This is a genomic window from Bradyrhizobium sp. LeoB3 (genome assembly GCF_055456055.1).
In genome coordinates this window covers 65,967-82,813 of sequence record NZ_JBVBEF010000017.1, presented here as the reverse complement: position 1 = coordinate 82,813, position 16,847 = coordinate 65,967, and the positions used below count along the sequence as shown (strand labels likewise).

Below are 16,847 nucleotides of genomic sequence, written 5' to 3'. Positions count from 1 at the left end.
GAATGACCGAGGTCCTGTTCTATCATCTGCAGGGCATGTCGCTGGAGAGCGTGCTGCCGCCGCTGCTCGAGAAATCGCTCGAGCGCGGCTGGCGCGTGGTGGTGCAATCGACGTCGCTGGAGCGCGCCGAGGCGCTCGACGCGCATTTATGGACCTACAGCGACGATTCCTTCCTGCCGCATGCCACCTGGCGTGTCGCCGACGCATCGGATCAGCCGATCATCCTTTCGATCGACGACGGTAATCCGAACCGCGCCAACGTGCGCTTCCTGATCGATAATGCGGCGATGCCCGAAGACAGCGGCAGCTATGAGCGGCTGGTGCTGGTGTTCAACGGCGACGACGCTGAAGCCGTTGCGGCGGCGCGCGCGAACTGGACCGCCTGCAAGGCGAACGGATTCGAGGTGACCTATTGGCAGGCCGACGAGCGCGGCCGCTGGCAGCGCCGGCAATAGAAGGTTGCGGAATTAATGATAATTTGCACTTTGTGTCCCGGAGTCGGCGGGAAGCCACGGTCATGCCGCAAAGGGATGGTCGGACAAAGATTTTAGGGCAAAGGCGCGCGCCGCGCGTAAGGCTTGGGGTATCGCTCCGCGCAAAAAAGCGCGGCGGGACAAGAGGGTAGAGACGGGAGCCCAATCGATCGTGCGAGACGGAAAACTTATTCGGAAACCTCTGTTGGCCCTGCTGCTGCTTGCGCCGGTCATCTCCGGCTGTTCCGGCGGCTCGGATATTTTCTCGAGGGATGCCGAATGGTTCTCGCGGCCTGGCCGGCTGTTCATCCGCAACATTTCGATCGAGACGCCACCGCTGTCGCCGACCAAGCCGGTCACCGCCGAGGACATGGTCAGCGCCGAGGGCGGATGCCCCGGGATGGCGCCGGCGGGGCCTGCGAATGCCAATGCGCTCGCCGACGGCGCCGGCGGCGCACCACCGCCGCAGAGTACCGGGACAGTCGCGCTGGGACACACCGAGTGCGATGTGGTCCGCGGCATCGGCGCGCCCGACAATGTCGCTCTCTCCAAGAATGAACGCGGCGATCGCGTCGCCGTCGTCACTTATACGCACGGGCCGCGCGCCGGCATCTACACGTTCACCTCCGGCCGCCTGTCGTCGATCGAGCGTATTGACGTGCCCGCGCCGCCGCCGAAGGCCGGCAAGCCGAAGGCGAAGAAGCACGCGGCGACGTAAGGTCGGCGAATTTCAATAGTGGGCAAAAGCGCGCTAGCGCTGTGCCCACCATCTGACGCTCTGCTCGTGATGGTGGGCACGCCCACCCGACAGGGTCGCTGCAGACTTCTGATTCAATTTTCAAACAGCGGACCCTACGTCAGCTTCAAACAGCAGTAGGGATGTGCATCCGCATTCTCGCGGCGTATCACGCCCGAGCTTTGCATCACTTTCCGCCCTCCTCGAAGGCAGAGGGCGCAGGGAAAGCCGGGTGCCGGTTGCACCCATGGGTCCCGTGCAACAAAAAGCACGGGGGTAGGACCACAGGTTCAACCGAAGCATTCCGGCTTTCCCTGCGCGATGGTGTTACGGTTTCCTTCGTGCTCTCCTCGGTGACCGGGCTTTCTTGCCACCGTCGCTCTGTTCAACGAACAAAACTTAGCGCCAGCGTCGGGGCGCCAGGACCACACGACTTCGCCGTCCGCTGATGCTGCGTTCGTCTATCGCAACATCCGCGTCCACCGCATCTCACCGCAACGTTCGTGACGATCGCGACCCGCCCCTCATCTGGGTGAGACGCGCGGAGTCATAGTGCTGATTTGCCCGACGGCGGAAGCGGAATGTTTTTCGCGCGAGGGCTGGACGGGGCAAATCACGTTGATCGGCTTAAGGAAAATCGCGCGAACGACACGACGCCGTCATGCCCGGGCTCGTCCCGGGCATCCACGTCCTTTGCCTCCGTGGACAGGAGAGAACGTGGATGGCCGGGTCAAGCCCGGCCATGACGGAGGAGAGGATTGCGCAATGCGTCCCTCAGTCATTCCGGGGCATCGCGAAGCGATGAGCCCGGAATCCATTTCTCCGCCAGCGCAAGTGGTTGAATGGATTCCGGGTTCGCGCTTCGCGCGCCCCGGAATGACGGAGAGTGCTGAGCTTGGGGCCCGCCCCTCGAGATGCCGCTTCGCTGCTCCTCGGAATGAGGCGGCATGGGCTAAACTAACCCGCCGCTTCATCCGAGAGCGAGCTTGCTTCCAGCCATTCTTCTTCGGCGCGCTGCAGTGCGGTTTCTGCGCCGGCGCGTGCCTGGGCGAGTTGTGCTGCCTGCTTCGGATCGCGTGTGAACAGGTCCGGCAGCGCGAGCGCCGCGTCGATCTTGGCAATGATTCCGGTGATGCGTTCGATCTCGGCTTCGGCTTGCGCGATCCGCTGCTTCGGAGGGATGCGCTTCTCGCTTTTCGGACGCTCGGGCTTGGTGCTCTCCTTGCTGCGTTCGCGCGAAGCCGGGCGTATCTCATTCGCGGACAATATCGTCCTGCGGTAGTCGTCGAGATCGCCGTCATAGCTCGTCACGGTGTGGTTGGCGACGACCCAGAGCCGGTCGGCGCAGGCCTCGATCAGGTAGCGGTCGTGCGAGACCATCAGCACCGCGCCGGGAAAATCATTGATCGCTTCGGCGAGCGCAGCGCGGCTGTCGATGTCGAGATGGTTGGTCGGCTCGTCCAGGATGATCATGTTGGGCGCGGCGAAGGTCGCAAGGCCGAGCAGCAGCCGTGCCTTCTCGCCGCCCGACAGGCTCTTCACCAGCGTATCGCCCGCCTTGCCGGAAAAGCCGATGGCACCGACGCGGGCGCGCACCTTGCTCTCCGGCGCGTCCGGCATCAGCTTGCGGATGTGGTCGTAAGGCGAGCCGTCGAGATTGAGCTCGTCGACCTGATGCTGCGCGAAATAGCCGACCGAGAGCTTTTCCGCGCGCGTGATCTTGCCGGAGAACGGCGCGAGCCGGCCCGCGAGCAGCTTCACCAGAGTCGACTTGCCGTTGCCGTTGGCACCTAACAGGGCAATGCGGTCGTCGGTATCGATGCGCAGCGTCACGCGGTTCAGCACCGGCTTGTTCGCATCATAGCCGACGGCGACGTCATCGACGGCGATGATCGGCGGCGACAGCGTCCTCTCGGGCACCGGAAACGAGATATCGTGTACGTCCTGCGTCACCAGCGCGGTGACCGGCTTCATCCGCTCCAGCATCTTCATCCGCGATTGCGCCTGCCGCGCCTTCGAAGCCTTGGCCTTGAATCGGTCGACGAAGGCCTGCAGCCGCTTGCGCTCCTCCGCCTGGCGCTTGGCGTGCTTTGCATCGAGCATTTCGCGCGTGGCGCGCTGCTCCTCGAACGAGGAATAGGTCCCCTTGTAGAGCGTCAGCCTGCGGTGATCGAGATGCAGGATCTGGTCCACGGAGGTGTCGAGCAGGTCGCGGTCATGGCTGATCACGATCACGGTACGCGGATAGTGGGCAAGATGATCCTCCAGCCACAGCGTGCCTTCGAGGTCGAGATAGTTGGTCGGCTCGTCCAGCAGCAACAGGTCGGGCGCGGCAAACAGCGTCGCGGCAAGCGCAACCCGCATGCGCCAGCCGCCGGAAAACTCGGCGCATGGCCGGGCCTGGTCGGCCGCCGAAAAGCCGAGGCCGCTGAGGATCGCGGCGGCGCGGGCAGGGGCGGAATGGGCGTCGATGTCGACGAGCCGGGTCTGGATTTCCGCGATCCGGTGCGGATCGTGCGCGGTCTCGGCTTCGCGCAGCAGCGCGTCGCGTTCGAGATCTGCCTTCAGCACGATCTCGATCAGGCTTTCGGGACCATTGGGCGCTTCCTGCGCGAGGCTGCCGATCCGCCAGCGCGGCGGAATCGTGATGCTGCCGGCTTCGAGCGGAAGATCACCGCGGATGGCATGAAACAGCGTCGACTTGCCGACACCATTGCGGCCGACAAAGCCGACCCGGGCGCCGGGAATGATCTGGACCGAGCTGTTCTCGATCAGAAGCCGCCCGGCGATGCGGACGGATATGTCGGAGATGGAAAGCATGCGGCGTTGTCACCGGAGCCGCCGCCAAACGCAACCCATCAATCCGGTAAATTATGCTCCAGCTTTTCAACTTTGCAGAGTTGCTCGAGCCCACCTCGAGGGCGGCCTGCTTCAATGCAGGCTGTCTTCCTCGCGCCGGCGCAGCTCGTCCAAGAGATGCTGCAACTGAGAGGTCAGCGACGACTCCGGGCGCAAGCTTTGCTGCAGCCGTTCGCCGACCGCGTCGCAAATGGACCGGCAGGTCTTGTGATCGAGCAGCTCAAAATCAGCGTGGCTTCGGCTATTCATGATCAGTCTCTCGGCGAGTTCCATCTCGCCTTGCTTGAACGAAAGCTCGCAAGGTCAAGTCCGACGGGCTGAATTTGTTTCCGATTATCGCGCATCGACATCCTCGCTCGTGGGTAGCAGACCAGCGGGTTCCATGCGCAAAAAAGCCCCGGCCTTGCGGCCGGGCTGCTCAAGTCTTGGGGGAGTTCAGGTTGGGGGAGTTCTGGTCAGGTCAGTAGCAGCGGTTGACGAGGCGCCAGCGGGGGCCCCAAGGGGTCGGCACCAGGCGCCGCGTGTAGCAGCCGCCATAACCGGGGCCGCCATAGTAGGCGGGGCCGCCGACAACGACGCGCGGACCCCAGCCCCAGCCACGATGCCAGCCACCGTGCCAACCGTCCCAGGCCGAGGCGGAGGTCGGCGCCAGCGCAGCCGCGCCGAGCGAGGCCGCGGCAAGAGCGACAAGCGAGAATTTACGTAGCATGGTCGTCTCCTCGAGTTTCGGCGCCGTCGGAAGCGCCGGCGGTGACAATATCGCCCGTGACGCCCTCGCTTTAGCTGTGTGGACAAGCTTCGAAGGCGTCCGATCGATGCAGAGCTTAGGCCGCGCCGCCTGAACGGGAGCGCGACGGCTGCTACAGAATGGGTTCACGTTCGTGAAATTGTCGTAATCCGGGCCGGCTAAGGCTGTGCCGGCCCCGGGGGCTGACGCTGATCCTGATCGCCAAATCGTGCCCAAACTAGAGGGCGAGGGCGACACCGGGTCGCTTGCCGTCGCAGGATCACGCCGATATAAGCCCCCGCAACTCGTTAACCAGCGTTTGCAAGGACGATATTATGGCGACTGAACGCACTTTCTCGATCATCAAGCCCGACGCGACGGAGCGTAACCTGACCGGCGCGGTCAACGCACTGATCGAGAAGGCCGGGCTCCGGATCGTGGCCCAGAAGCGGATTCGCATGACCCGTGAGCAGGCCGAGACCTTCTATGCCGTCCACAAGGCGCGTCCGTTCTTCGGCGAGCTGGTCGAGTTCATGACCTCCGGCCCGGTCGTGGTCCAGGTGCTGGAAGGCGAGGGGGCGATCGCCAAATACCGCGACGTGATGGGCGCCACCGACCCGTCCAAGGCCGCCGAAGGTACAATCCGCAAGCTCCATGCGAAATCGATCGGCGAGAATTCCGTGCATGGATCCGATGCTCCGGAGACGGCCGCGATCGAGATCGCGCAGTTCTTCTCGGGCAACGAGATCGTCGGCTAATACGCTGGAGGAGTTTCGGTTCTGATGGAATCAGAACCGAAACTCTAGATTCTTGTTTGACGCGTTTTCTTCACGCGAACCGGTGCCCACTTCGCTCGAAAACGCTCTAATACAACGAAGTTGCGGCGGGCTGGGCGTCGCGAGGAGTGGCCGCAAGGCCGAAAGGAAGCGCTGTGGACTGGCTGTGGCAGATCGTTGATCCCGCGAATCTCGCGGCTTTCTTCACGCAGTTCAAGAGCGAGATGGCGACCTCGACGTTCTGGGTCGCCGTCGGCAAGATCATATGGATCAATGTGCTGTTGTCGGGCGACAACGCCTTGGTGATCGCGCTGGCCTGCCGCGGGCTCGCGCCGCGCCAGCGGCTGTGGGGCATGATCTTCGGCGCGGCGGCCGCGGTGATTTTGCGCATCATCTTCACCGGCATCGTCACGACCTTGATGGAATTCCCCTACCTCAAGCTCGTTGGCGGGTTGGCGCTGATCGTGATCGCGGCAAAGCTGCTCGTTCCCGAACATGATGACGAGGACAGCGTGGATGCCGCCGCGCATCTGTGGGCGGCGGTGCAGATCGTCGTCGTCGCCGACATCGTCATGAGCCTCGACAACGTGATCGCGGTTGCCGCCGCTGCCAATGGCAGCGTGCCGCTTCTGGTGCTCGGCCTTGCGATCAGCGTGCCCCTGATCGTCGCGGGCGCGGCGTTGATCATGGCGCTGCTCAGCAAGCTGCCGGTGCTGGTCTGGGCCGGCGCGGCCCTGCTCGGGTGGATCGCCGGCGATGTGATCGCGACCGATCCGGCGGTCGATCCGAAGCTCGATGCGCTGTTTGCCGGTCCGGTCGGCAACACGCTCGATTCCTGGCTGGGCACGCTCGGCATCGGTCCGCATTTTGCCGGCGGCGGCCACGGCGGCGAGATCGCGCTGGCGCTGCTTGGCGTCATCGTGGTGCTGGTCGTCGGATCGATCTGGCGCCGGCGCGCGCTGCATCACGCCGAGCGGGCCGCCAAGGCGGCCTGAAAGGCTCGATGTTAAGGCTCGATGAGATGAAGTCGAATTGTATCCGCTATGGGTGCTGCCTCTTCACCTCTCCCTTCGGGAGAGGTGAACTTGCGGCCCCAGGCTGATTCAACCAAATGACATCATGCTCTCAGCGCCGTACGATCGAACCGGTGCGTCCGACCAGACGCGCCAGTTGCTTGAAGCGGCTGCCGACGCGGTCGGCGACGAGATCGACCATCCGGTGCTCGAACACCAGCATGAGTTTGCGTCCGTCGGTGCGGAAATGGGTTGCCGGCAGCACGCCGGGCCGTGCCGCCGAGATCAGGTGCGCGACGCGAAACGCGGCGCCAAGCAGGCGCGCGCGTTCGAGCATCGTGTGCGGCACCATCTCCTGGACGATTTCCGGCGGTTCGTTCTCCAGGCTCAGGCCGGCGTAGCGGTAGAACACCGAGAGCGCGACGAAGGTGCGGCCCTGATGGGTGATGGAGCCGAAATTGCCGTTGGTGATGAGGCTGAGCGTTTCCTCGCCGCGGTGATCGGGATGCACCCGCCAGCCGATATCAGACAACAGGCAGGCGGCATGACGCAGCCTGCGGTCCTCGTCGGTCTCGCGCAGCTTCACGACGCGCACCAGCCGATCGGTCCAGGCGATCAGTTCCTCCGCGTGGCGTGCCGATCGCGAGAGCAGGCCGTTCATGGTCTGCGCTGCGCAGATCAGGCCATCCTTGGCGCGCTCGGCTGGCGGCAGCATTTCGTAGAACAGGCCTTCGCGCACGCCGAAGGTGGAGAACACGATCGTCTTCGGCTTTGCCACCCGGATGATGTATTCAAGAACGAGCGCGGCGTAGGTGAGCAGCGGCCGGCGGGCGTCGGCCACAGCCTCGATATTGGCGAGCAAATTGGCGGCCGCCAGCCGGCGCAAGCGCTGCGCGAAATCGAGCGCGTCAGCGGCGGGAATCGAATAGCCGTGCATCACCTTGAGCGGATAGCCGCTCTGGATGATGTGAATGCGCGCCAGCGCGCGCCAGGTGCCGCCGACCGCGTAGAAATTGCGGCCGCGGCCGGCCTTGAGCTGCGGAACCTCGGACAGTTCGTTGCGGACGATGCGCTCGGCGCGTTTCAGCGATTTGTGCGAGAGGTCCTGCAGCGCGAGGCTGCCGAGCGGCAGCGTCACGCCGCTGTGGACGCGATTGCCCTTGACGTCGATCAGTTCGACCGAGCCGCCGCCGAGATCGCCGACGATGCCGTCGGGCTTGTGCACGCCGGAGACGACGCCCAGGGCGGAGAGCTTGGCTTCCCGTGGACCCGATAGAATTTCGATCCGCGTTCCGCAGATGCGCTCGGCCTCGGCGATGAAATCGGCACCGTTCCTGGCGTCGCGACAGGCGGCCGTCGCGATCGCATAGACGCGGCCGACCCTCTGGATCCGGCACAGCGCGCGAAACCGCCGCAGCGCCGTCAGCGCTTTTGCGACCGCATCCTCGGCAAGAAGGCCGGTGCTCTGCACCTCGCGGCCGAGACCGCACAGCGCCTTCTCGTTGAACAGCGTTGTGAGGTTACGCGACAGCGACTCGTAGATCACGAGACGCACCGAGTTGGAGCCAATATCGATGACAGCGACGCTGGTAGCGCGCTTGCGCGGTCGCTTCACCGGAAAGTCCCCTTGTGGTGGCTAGAGCATTTTCGGTTCTGATTGAATCAGAACCGAAGCTCTAGATTGTTGTTTTGACGTGTTTTCTTCACGCGAACCGGTGTCCACTTCGCTCGAAAACGCTCTAGCGCTCGCTGCGGCGAGTGAGACGGCGCGGCGAAGATTCCTTGAGAGACTTTCCACGGCCCGACAGACTCGGATTCGTCATGAAGTAATTATGAAGGTTGAAAGGCTCTTCGCCTTTCGCGGCCTTCATACGCGTTGACGATCCATCGGGCAACAATCGCCAGCTCTGCTCCGTATCCTTCAGATTCGCGACCATGATCTGTTCGAGAACCTGCTGATGAACCGTGGGATTTTGCAGCGGGCAGAGCACCTCGACACGGCGGTCGAGGTTCCGCGGCATCATGTCGGCAGAGGAGATATACACAGCCGCTTTCGCGCTGGGCAGCCCATATCCCATGCCGAAGCAATAGATTCGGCCGTGTTCCAGGAAGCGGCCGATCACCGATTTGACGCGGATGTTCTCGGAAAGTCCTGATAACCCCGGCCTGAGGCAGCAGATGCCGCGCACCACGAGCTCGATCGGCACTCCCGCCTGCGATGCTTCATAGAGCGCGTCGATGATGTCGGGGTCGACGAGCGAGTTCATCTTCATCCAGATCGCGGCAGGCCGGCCATGACGCGCGTGACCGATCTCGCCCTGGATGTGCTCGATGACGCGCTTGCGCAGCGTGAGCGGCGACACCGCCATCTTTTCGATGTCGCTCGGCTCGGCATAGCCGGTGACGTAGTTGAACACGCGCGCGGCGTCGCGGCCGATGACCGGATCGCAGGTGAAGTAGGAGAGATCGGTGTAGATGCGCGCGGTCACCGGATGGTAGTTGCCGGTGCCGGTGTGGACGTAAGTGGTAAGATTGCTGCCCTCGCGGCGCACCACCATCGACAACTTGGCGTGGGTCTTGAGCTCGATGAAGCCGTAGACCACCTGCACGCCGGCGCGTTCGAGGTCGCGCGCCCAGCGGATGTTGGCTTCCTCGTCGAAGCGGGCCTTCAGCTCGATCAGCGCCGTGACCGACTTGCCGGCCTCAGCCGCTTCCGCGAGCGCGCGCACGATCGGTGAATTCTGCGAGGTGCGATAGAGCGTCTGCTTGATGGCGACGACCTCGGGATCGCGTGCGGCCTGCTGCAGGAACTGCACCACGACGTCGAAGGATTCGTAGGGGTGGTGGACGATCAGGTCCTTCTGGCGGATCGCGGCAAAGATATCGCCGCCATGGTCGCGCACCCGTTCCGGATGGCGCGGCACATAGGGGGTGAATTCGAGATCGGGCCGGTCGAGCCGGGTGAGTTGCGACAGCTCGTTCATGGCCAGCACGCCGTCGACCAGGAAAACCTCGTCGTCGGCGGCGTTGAGTGCGTGCTGCACGAACAGGCGCAGCTCCTCCGGCATCTTGGCCTCGATCTCCAGCCGGATCACCGATCCGCGCCGGCGTCGCTTCAACGCGGTCTCGAACGTGCGGACGAGGTCTTCGGCTTCTTCCTCGATTTCGATTTCGGAGTCGCGGATGACGCGGAAGGCGCCCTGGCCCATGACCGTGTAGCCCGGGAACAGACGTCCGATGAAGAGGCCGGTGGCCTGCTCCAATGTGATCAGGCGCAGCCGGCCCTCACTGGGGATGCGGATGAAGCGGTCAATCTTGCCGGGCATGCGGATCAGCGCGTTCATCGCCTTGCCGTCGGAGATCCGGGACAATTGCAGCGCCACCGTGAAGCCGAGGTTGGGAATGAACGGGAAGGGATGTGCCGGATCGATCGCGAGCGGTGTCAGCAGCGGGAAGATGCTGTGGAGGAAATGATCCTCGATCCAGGCCCGCTCCGTCTTGGTGGCGTCTCGCCCGTCGACGAGCTGGATGCCAACTTCCGAGAGCATCGTGCGCAGGTCGCTCCAGATCGCCTGCTGGTCGGAGGCGAGCCTGGAGACGGTCTGGTTGATCAGGACGAGCTGTTCGGATGGCGTCAGCCCGTCGGGGCTGCGCTCGGGAATGCCTTCACGGACCTGCGCCTTGATACCGGCGACGCGGACCATGAAGAACTCGTCGAGGTTATTGGCTGAAATTGACAGGAATCTCACCCGCTCGAGCGCGGGGTGGCCGGGATTGACGGCCTCTTCCAGCACGCGGCGATTGAAATGCAGCCAGGAAAGCTCGCGGTTGATGAAGCGTTCGGGGCTCGTCGCGACCGCCGGCAGCCCTTCAGCAACCTGTTCTTTCTCTTGTACTTCAATAGGTTGCGCCGATTCCATGAAGTTCTCGATCCATTCGAGTTCAGGCCCAGAGCGACTTAAGCAAATGCAACGTAAACCCTGTGATAAGTGGATGACGTTTCGATGACATTGACGTTCCGGAAGCCCGCGCCGTCAAGTCACAGGGATCAGGCGTTGCGCCACAGTTCCGCTGCCAGCGCCCGCGTCACCGGCCGGCCGAGCCGCAGCGCCTCGCTGTCGAGCAGCTCCACCGCCTGGCGGGCGGCGGCGTAGGAACGCTCGATCCGGCTGGCGAGATAGCTCACCAGTGATTCGTCTACGGTCATCTGTCGGTCCGTGCAGTATTTGACGATCAGGCCGCGAAACAAGAGATCGTCTGGCGGCAACAATGACACGGTCGGTACCGCGCGCAGCCGTGACCGGAGGTCGCGCAATTCGATCTCGAACGCGGACGGCGGAATGCGAGCGGTCATCAGCACGAAGGCTTCGTCCTGGCGGGCAAGATTGAGCAAGTGAAACATCGCGCGCTCGTCGAAGCCGTGCGGGTTCAGGTCTTCGACCACGAGTGCACCCGTCGCAAGGTCCGCCGGCACGGCCTCGGCCGACAGTGCGTGCGCCGCTGTCGAGCGCGCGCCGGCCCGCTCGGCCCAGATCGCGGCGAGGTGGCTTTTGCCCGATCCTTCGGGGCCGACCAGCAGCATGATGCGGTTCGGCCAGTCGGGCCAGCTCTCGATCAGAGCAAGGCCGGCCTCATTCGCCGTTCCCTCCAGGAAGTCGTCGCGGGTCAGGCTCTCCGCATGTGGCAACGCCAACGCAAGCTGACGAGGGTGAACGCTACCTGCCACGCAAAACTCTCCGGGACTTCCGTTCTCTTGACGCGTTTTCTTTACGCGAACCGGTGCCCACTTCGCTCGAAAACGCTCTTTACGCTCTAACGCGCTTCGATCGTGCTCATGTGCCGCACCCACTCCACGAGATAGAGGGAGACGGAAACCAAAGTAAAGATGGTGACAAATCCCATCAGGATCAGATCGTAAGGCCTTGGCTGGAAACCGAAACCGAGCGAGGCCAGCACCAGGGCTGCGAAGGCAACCTGAGCCCCCGTGTTAAGTTTCGAGACCATCAGCGGTTTTATCTCGACCGGCTTGTCGAACAGCCAGGACACAATCACAGCCGCTACGATCATGATGTCGCGCGAGACCACGAGGATGACGAGCCAGCGCGGCACCGCGCCCCAGATCCCGAGCGCGACGTAGATCGACACCAGCAGCGCTTTGTCGGCCAGCGGATCGAGCAGGGCGCCGAGCTCGCTCGTCATGTTGAAGCGCTTGGCGAGGAAACCGTCGACGGCGTCGCTGACGCCAGCAATCACGAAGATCGCAAAGGCGATTTCCATCTGGCTGGAGACGATCGCCCAGACGATGACCGGCACCAGAATGATGCGGCCCAGCGTGATGATATTGGGTATGCTCAACTCGGTCGCTTCCCGGCTACCGGCCTGAATTCACGGAAGATTCGGCCCTTTTGGGGGCTGAGCCGGCTGTTATCTACATAGTATACCGCCTGCCGCCTTGCGAGCCATTGCGCGGGGGCGGAATTCCTCGTAACCAGCCGTCTTCAACTGGAATTTTGCATGACCGAGCGCAAGAACGGCCTCACTTACGCGGATTCCGGCGTCGACATCGATGCCGGCAACCGGCTGGTCGATCTGATCAAGCCGATGGTCCGCGCCACCGCGCGCGCCGGCGCGGACGCCGAGATCGGCGGCTTCGGCGGCCTGTTCGACCTGAAGGCGGCCGGCTTCAAGGATCCCGTGCTGGTGGCCGCGACCGATGGCGTCGGCACCAAGGTCAAGATCGCGATCGAGACCGGGCTGCATGACGGGATCGGCATCGACCTGGTGGCGATGGCGGTCAACGACCTCGTGGTGCAGGGCGCGGAACCGCTGTTCTTCCTCGACTATTTTGCCTGCGGCAAGCTCGACCCGGAGGCGACCGCCGCGATCGTCGCGGGTGTCGCCGAGGGCTGCCGCGAATCCGGCTGCGCGCTGATCGGCGGCGAGACCGCGGAGATGCCGGGGCTCTACAAGGACGGCGATTACGACCTTGCCGGGTTTGCAGTCGGCGCCGCCGAACGCGGGACGCTGTTGCCGCGGCCGGATATCGCCATCGGCGATGCCGTGATCGGCCTTGCTTCCTCCGGCGTTCACTCCAACGGATTTTCGCTGGTGCGCAAGATCGTCGAGCAGTCGCGGGTCAGCTTCGACGCGCCGGCGCCGTTCTCGCCGGTCATGACGCTCGGCGGCGCGCTGCTGGCGCCGACCAAGCTCTATGTCAAATCGTGCCTGCGCGCGATCCGTGAGACCGGGGCGATCAAGGGGCTCGCCCACATCACCGGCGGCGGCTTCACCGACAACATTCCGCGGGTGCTGCCGAAGCATCTGGGCGTCGGTATCGATCTGGCCCGGCTGCCGGTGCTGCCGGTGTTCAAATGGCTGGCGGAAGCGGGCGGCATCGCCGAGCTCGAACTGCTGCGCACCTTCAACTGCGGCATCGGCATGATCGCGATCGTGAAAGCGGATGCGGTCGAGCGCGTCATGGAGGTGTTCACCGAAAGCGGCGAGACCGTGACGCTGCTCGGTGAGGTGATCCACGCGACCGGCGATCATCGCGTCGTCTACAACGGCCATCTCGATCTTTCGCAATGAAGCGCAAAGTCGCCATCCTGATTTCCGGGCGCGGATCGAACATGGTCGCGCTGATCGAGGCCGCGAAGGCGGAAGACTTTCCGGCCGAGATCGTTGTGGTGATCTCCAACCGCGCCGACGCGGCGGGCCTCGCCAAGGCCAGCGCGAGCGGCATTCCGACCATCGTCATCGAGAGCAAGCCGTTCGGCAAGGACCGCGCCGGCTTCGAGGCGATGCTGCAGCGTGCGCTCGACGAGAAGAACGTCGAACTGATCTGCCTCGGCGGCTTCATGCGGCTGTTCACGGCCGAATTCGTGCAGCGCTGGTACGGCAGGATGCTCAACATCCATCCGTCGCTATTGCCGTGCTTCCCTGGCCTCGATCCGCATGGCCAGGCGCTCAAGGCCGGCGTGAAGATCTCGGGCGCAACCGTGCATTTCGTGATCCCGGAGACCGATGCCGGGCCGATCGTGGTGCAGGGCGCGGTGGCGGTGGCCGATGACGATACGCCCGAGACGCTGGCGGCCCGCGTCATCCAGATCGAGCATCAGATCTATCCGGAAGCGCTGCGGCTGCTTGCGGCAGGCCGGCTCAGGCTGGAGGGCGATGTCTGCAAGACGGCGGAGAGCGCAAAGCTATCCGGCACGCTGATTTCGCCCGCGGCGAAATAGTGCAACGCTACATCTGACGCCATAAAGAAATCCCCCCGGGGTGATGCCGGGGGTAGCAATCATGATTGCCTGAGTGGATCGTGATGGAGTCTAGGAGACCTTGAGGTTTTCCGCGGATGCCTTGCCGCGGTTCTCCACAAGGTCGTACTCGATCGTTTGGTTTTCGTTGAGCGTAGAGAGTCCCGCACGCTCAACCGCCGAGATATGGACGAAGACGTCCTTGTCGCCGACGGCCGGCTTGATGAACCCATAACCCTTGGTCGGGTTGAACCACTTGACGGTACCCTTCGGCATCGCCTGTCTCCTCGTCTAGACGTAAAAAAGACGCGGCCACGCTTCGCGCGTGCCACGCCACAAACCGGCTTCCGGCAGTCTGATCAAATTCCGATTCTTAGACTTCAAGGTCACGAAACGCACAGTCGAACGGCCCAATCCGATTGTACCGGTGATTGCAACACGAAAATTGCGGGTTAGCAAGCCTTTGGTGTGCCACGGAAAATCGGTGCTCCGCGGCAACGCCTGTGGCCGATCGACAACAACGTTGCGGCTTCGGGCGAAGTGTGCCGGGCCGCGCGATTGACGCTCCCGGCGAGTTAAGGGCAAATCGGCCGATATCGATCGCTTTTTTCGCATTTTTCAGGTTCGCGTCGTTTGGGAATTAAATACATGCGATGCTGGTGGCGCCCGTCGCGAGCAAGCTCCGCCGGAGGGTGCCGCGGCCTTGCATGGGCGTTTGCGGCCGCGCTTTGCTTGGCCATCGGCACGATCGGTTCGGCGCAGGCGCAATCGCGGCCGCCGACGATGCCCACACCAACCCCGACTCCACCCTCAGCGCCCAGCCCGACGCCGAGCGTAAGTCCGGCGCCGATCCCGTCGCTGACAGCCAGCATGGTTAACGCCGATCTCGCGGCGGGCTCGGCGATAGCCAATCTTGGCAGCAACTTCCTGGAGCGGATCGGCAACCAGGCGACCAGTGGCTTCAACCGGTTATGGCGGACCAACCCCGGTGGAGGAGGTGCCTCCGAGAGCGTCGAGGCGCCGCGCTTTCGCACCTGGGTCGAGGGCTACGGCATCTCCGCGCGCAACGACGCCGTCGGGGATTTCGTCGGCGACCGCCGCAAGACCTGGGGCGGGGTGGCCGGCATCGGGGCGCGGATCGCCCCAGGCATCAATCTCGGTTTCTCCGTCGACCAGAGCCGCACCGACATCGATGTGCCGCTCGCGCTGCAATCGGCCGCCATCGATCTGAGCCAACTCGGTGCCCACGCCACCGTCGACAAGGGGCCGTGGACCTGGGCGATCGCCGTGGTGCACGGCTTCGGCAACATCCGCTCCAGTCGCGATACCGGTCTTGGTTTTGCCACGACGGGTTACAACGCCAAGCTCGATGGCGCGCTGAGCGAGCTCAGCTATTACTGGGACAAGGACCAGAGCCGCATCGTGCCGAAAGCGAGCCTCGAATATGTCCGCGCCAGGACCGGATCATTCCAGGAATTCGGCGGCCTCGATCCCGTTTTTGCCAGCGCCGCCACCGTGGAGCGGATGCGGGTCATGATCGGGGCGGAAGTCGGACACTACTGGATCTTCGACCAGAAGGTGTTGGACCTTTCGGCCTATGGCAAGTTCGTCGACAATGTCGCGCAGAACTTTGGCGATATCACCGTCAGCCTCGGCAGCCAGAGCATCACGCTGCAGGGCATTGCCGAAAGCCAATATGGCGCAGATGCCGGCGCGGCGGCGTCGCTCAACCTGACCAATACCGCGCGGCTCTACCTCAACTACGATGGCAAATTCCGCGCCGCGATGCAGTCGCACCAGGGCACTGTCGGCGTCGAGTTCAAGTGGTAGTCGCCTCGGTCGGGAAAGGCTTTGGAGCCACGTAGTTCTGCAATCCGAAATGTTCGCGCGATCCCACCATCAACGGCGTCAATTCGTCGGGATGGACGAATTCGTCTCGGAAGCAGGCATAGACCTTGGGATCGAAGATGCTCTTCAGCCATTCGATCATCAGCGTGTGACGGTCCGAGTGGCGGAACTGACGATGATAGCAGAGCCATAGATCCAGTTGGTGGTTGACGCCGAGGTCGACTGCGACCAGCGGCGCGCCGAGCGCAATCACCGAGCTCGGCAGGAAGCCGATTCCCGCGCCCTGTTCGACGGCGTAGAGCGCGGCCACGCTGGAATTGGTGGAAATGCCGACGATGCCCTCCAGCGAGTCCACGCCGAGGATCCGCTTGTAGGTGCCGTCGCCATGCGGCACGCCATCCTGCTTGACGATGCGATGGTGCCTTAGCTCCGCGATCGATGTCGGCAGGCCATAGGCATCGCGATAGGCTTTCGAGGCGAAAGCGTGGATGTGCAACCGGCCGATCTTCGTCGCGATCAGTTCGGGATCGCTGGGGCGCTCGACCTGCAGCGAGATGTCCGCCTCCTGCCGCGGAACTTCAGCGCAGTCAGATACGCAACGCAGCTCGACGATGATGTTGCGGTAGGTCCGCTCGAACGTGATCAGCCGCGGCAGCACCCAGAAGTTCCCGGGTGCCTCGGTCACCGCGATCCGCACGGTGCCGCTCACCTCCGCCGGCGCCCGCGCGCGCCTGACGATGTTGAGGCTGAGACGCTCCATCTGTTCCACATCGAACAGCAGCGCCCGTCCTTCGCCGGTCAGCGCCAGTTGTGCCTCGTCGCGCGAAAACAGTTGGCAGCCGAGATCGTCCTCGAGCTTGGCGATCTTGCGCATCATTGCGGTTGCCGGCACGCCGAGGACGTCGGCGGCGCGGCTGAAGCTGCGGTTCCGTGCGCAGAGCAGGAACACCCGCAAATCTCCCCACTCAGGGCGAAGCGCGTCTTCAAGTTTCTTGCGCTGCATGGGCGCAGCGCTGCCGACCAGATCATGCGGCATACGTTTCTTGTCCCGTGTAAAGGGATGATGCCGCAACCTATGGGATGAAAGTGCACAAAGTGTTGCTTGCGACCTGGAATTTCAACACAAGTCCGCTGGGTTTGCGCACGGCGATAACTACCC

General features: G+C 63.6%; 17 protein-coding genes. 7 read left to right on the top strand and 10 right to left on the bottom strand.

The window, feature by feature from the left end; all coding sequences use genetic code 11:
- Window positions 1–2 precede the first annotated feature (2 nt).
- Both ACZXDY_RS14705 and ACZXDY_RS14700 read left to right on the top strand, forming a co-directional pair.
- Window positions 3–455 (top strand): DNA polymerase III subunit chi, encoded by a 453-nt coding sequence (locus tag ACZXDY_RS14705; RefSeq protein ID WP_464345983.1) that lies wholly within the window; start codon window positions 3–5, stop codon window positions 453–455.
- Window positions 456–678: 223 nt separating this feature from the next.
- On the top strand, window positions 679–1,191 hold the full coding sequence (locus tag ACZXDY_RS14700) for a hypothetical protein (protein ID WP_245287412.1): 513 nt from the start codon (window positions 679–681) through the stop codon (window positions 1,189–1,191).
- Between the two features lie 975 nt (window positions 1,192–2,166).
- Here ACZXDY_RS14700 and ACZXDY_RS14695 read toward each other — a convergent pair.
- The 3 genes from ACZXDY_RS14695 to ACZXDY_RS14685 form a co-directional block, all read right to left on the bottom strand.
- Entirely contained in the window at window positions 2,167–4,029 is a 1,863-nt protein-coding gene (locus tag ACZXDY_RS14695; RefSeq protein WP_464345982.1) for an ABC-F family ATP-binding cassette domain-containing protein, read from the bottom strand.
- A gap of 111 nt (window positions 4,030–4,140) precedes the next feature.
- Window positions 4,141–4,341, bottom strand: a complete 201-nt coding sequence (locus tag ACZXDY_RS14690) for a hypothetical protein (RefSeq protein WP_035690972.1) — start codon at window positions 4,339–4,341, stop codon at window positions 4,141–4,143.
- A gap of 187 nt (window positions 4,342–4,528) precedes the next feature.
- The gene (locus ACZXDY_RS14685; protein ID WP_028165897.1) at window positions 4,529–4,777 is read right to left on the bottom strand and encodes a hypothetical protein; all 249 of its coding nucleotides are present in this window, start codon (window positions 4,775–4,777) and stop codon (window positions 4,529–4,531) included.
- Window positions 4,778–5,130: 353 nt separating this feature from the next.
- Between ACZXDY_RS14685 and ndk the strand changes: the two genes are divergently transcribed.
- Window positions 5,131–5,553: a nucleoside-diphosphate kinase gene (gene ndk / locus ACZXDY_RS14680; protein WP_028165896.1), complete on the top strand. Its 423-nt coding sequence runs from the start codon at window positions 5,131–5,133 to the stop codon at window positions 5,551–5,553.
- Window positions 5,554–5,726: 173 nt separating this feature from the next.
- On the top strand, window positions 5,727–6,566 hold the full coding sequence (locus tag ACZXDY_RS14675) for a TerC family protein (protein WP_464345981.1): 840 nt from the start codon (window positions 5,727–5,729) through the stop codon (window positions 6,564–6,566).
- Window positions 6,567–6,696: 130 nt separating this feature from the next.
- On the opposite strand, the gene ppx is transcribed toward ACZXDY_RS14675, so the two are convergent.
- The 4 genes from ppx to ACZXDY_RS14655 all read right to left on the bottom strand — a co-directional run bounded on the left by ppx (window position 6,697) and on the right by ACZXDY_RS14655 (window position 11,939).
- A complete protein-coding gene (gene ppx / locus ACZXDY_RS14670) occupies window positions 6,697–8,199 on the bottom strand; it encodes an exopolyphosphatase (RefSeq protein WP_464345980.1) in 1,503 nt (500 codons plus the stop codon).
- 124 nt (window positions 8,200–8,323) lie between these two features.
- Window positions 8,324–10,504, bottom strand: coding sequence for an RNA degradosome polyphosphate kinase (locus ACZXDY_RS14665; protein WP_028165893.1), 2,181 nt, complete (start codon window positions 10,502–10,504; stop codon window positions 8,324–8,326).
- Between the two features lie 128 nt (window positions 10,505–10,632).
- Window positions 10,633–11,310, bottom strand: coding sequence for a P-loop NTPase family protein (locus ACZXDY_RS14660; RefSeq protein WP_464345979.1), 678 nt, complete (start codon window positions 11,308–11,310; stop codon window positions 10,633–10,635).
- A gap of 86 nt (window positions 11,311–11,396) precedes the next feature.
- A complete protein-coding gene (locus ACZXDY_RS14655; protein ID WP_028165891.1) occupies window positions 11,397–11,939 on the bottom strand; it encodes a CDP-alcohol phosphatidyltransferase family protein in 543 nt (180 codons plus the stop codon).
- A gap of 159 nt (window positions 11,940–12,098) precedes the next feature.
- Between ACZXDY_RS14655 and purM the strand changes: the two genes are divergently transcribed.
- Together purM and purN are read left to right on the top strand one after the other, a co-directional pair.
- Window positions 12,099–13,172 (top strand): phosphoribosylformylglycinamidine cyclo-ligase, encoded by a 1,074-nt coding sequence (gene purM, locus ACZXDY_RS14650; RefSeq protein WP_464345978.1) that lies wholly within the window; start codon window positions 12,099–12,101, stop codon window positions 13,170–13,172.
- Window positions 13,169–13,822, top strand: coding sequence for a phosphoribosylglycinamide formyltransferase (gene purN, locus ACZXDY_RS14645; RefSeq protein ID WP_464345977.1), 654 nt, complete (start codon window positions 13,169–13,171; stop codon window positions 13,820–13,822). The genes purM and purN overlap by 4 nt, the downstream gene beginning before the upstream one ends.
- Window positions 13,823–13,912: 90 nt before the next feature.
- Here purN and ACZXDY_RS14640 read toward each other — a convergent pair whose 3' ends face one another.
- Both ACZXDY_RS14640 and ACZXDY_RS14635 read right to left on the bottom strand, forming a co-directional pair.
- Entirely contained in the window at window positions 13,913–14,116 is a 204-nt protein-coding gene (locus tag ACZXDY_RS14640) for a cold-shock protein (RefSeq protein ID WP_028165888.1), read from the bottom strand.
- Between the two features lie 299 nt (window positions 14,117–14,415).
- The gene (locus tag ACZXDY_RS14635; protein ID WP_464345976.1) at window positions 14,416–14,712 is read right to left on the bottom strand and encodes a hypothetical protein; all 297 of its coding nucleotides are present in this window, start codon (window positions 14,710–14,712) and stop codon (window positions 14,416–14,418) included.
- Between ACZXDY_RS14635 and ACZXDY_RS14630 the strand changes: the two genes are divergently transcribed.
- Complete coding sequence (locus ACZXDY_RS14630; protein ID WP_464345975.1) at window positions 14,711–15,670, top strand: autotransporter outer membrane beta-barrel domain-containing protein; 960 nt, start codon at window positions 14,711–14,713, stop codon at window positions 15,668–15,670. The two genes, ACZXDY_RS14635 and ACZXDY_RS14630, sit on opposite strands and share 2 nt — an antisense overlap.
- Here ACZXDY_RS14630 and ACZXDY_RS14625 read toward each other — a convergent pair.
- The gene (locus tag ACZXDY_RS14625; protein WP_464345974.1) at window positions 15,660–16,724 is read right to left on the bottom strand and encodes a LysR family transcriptional regulator; all 1,065 of its coding nucleotides are present in this window, start codon (window positions 16,722–16,724) and stop codon (window positions 15,660–15,662) included. The genes ACZXDY_RS14630 and ACZXDY_RS14625 overlap by 11 nt on opposite strands.
- Window positions 16,725–16,847: the final 123 nt, after the last annotated feature.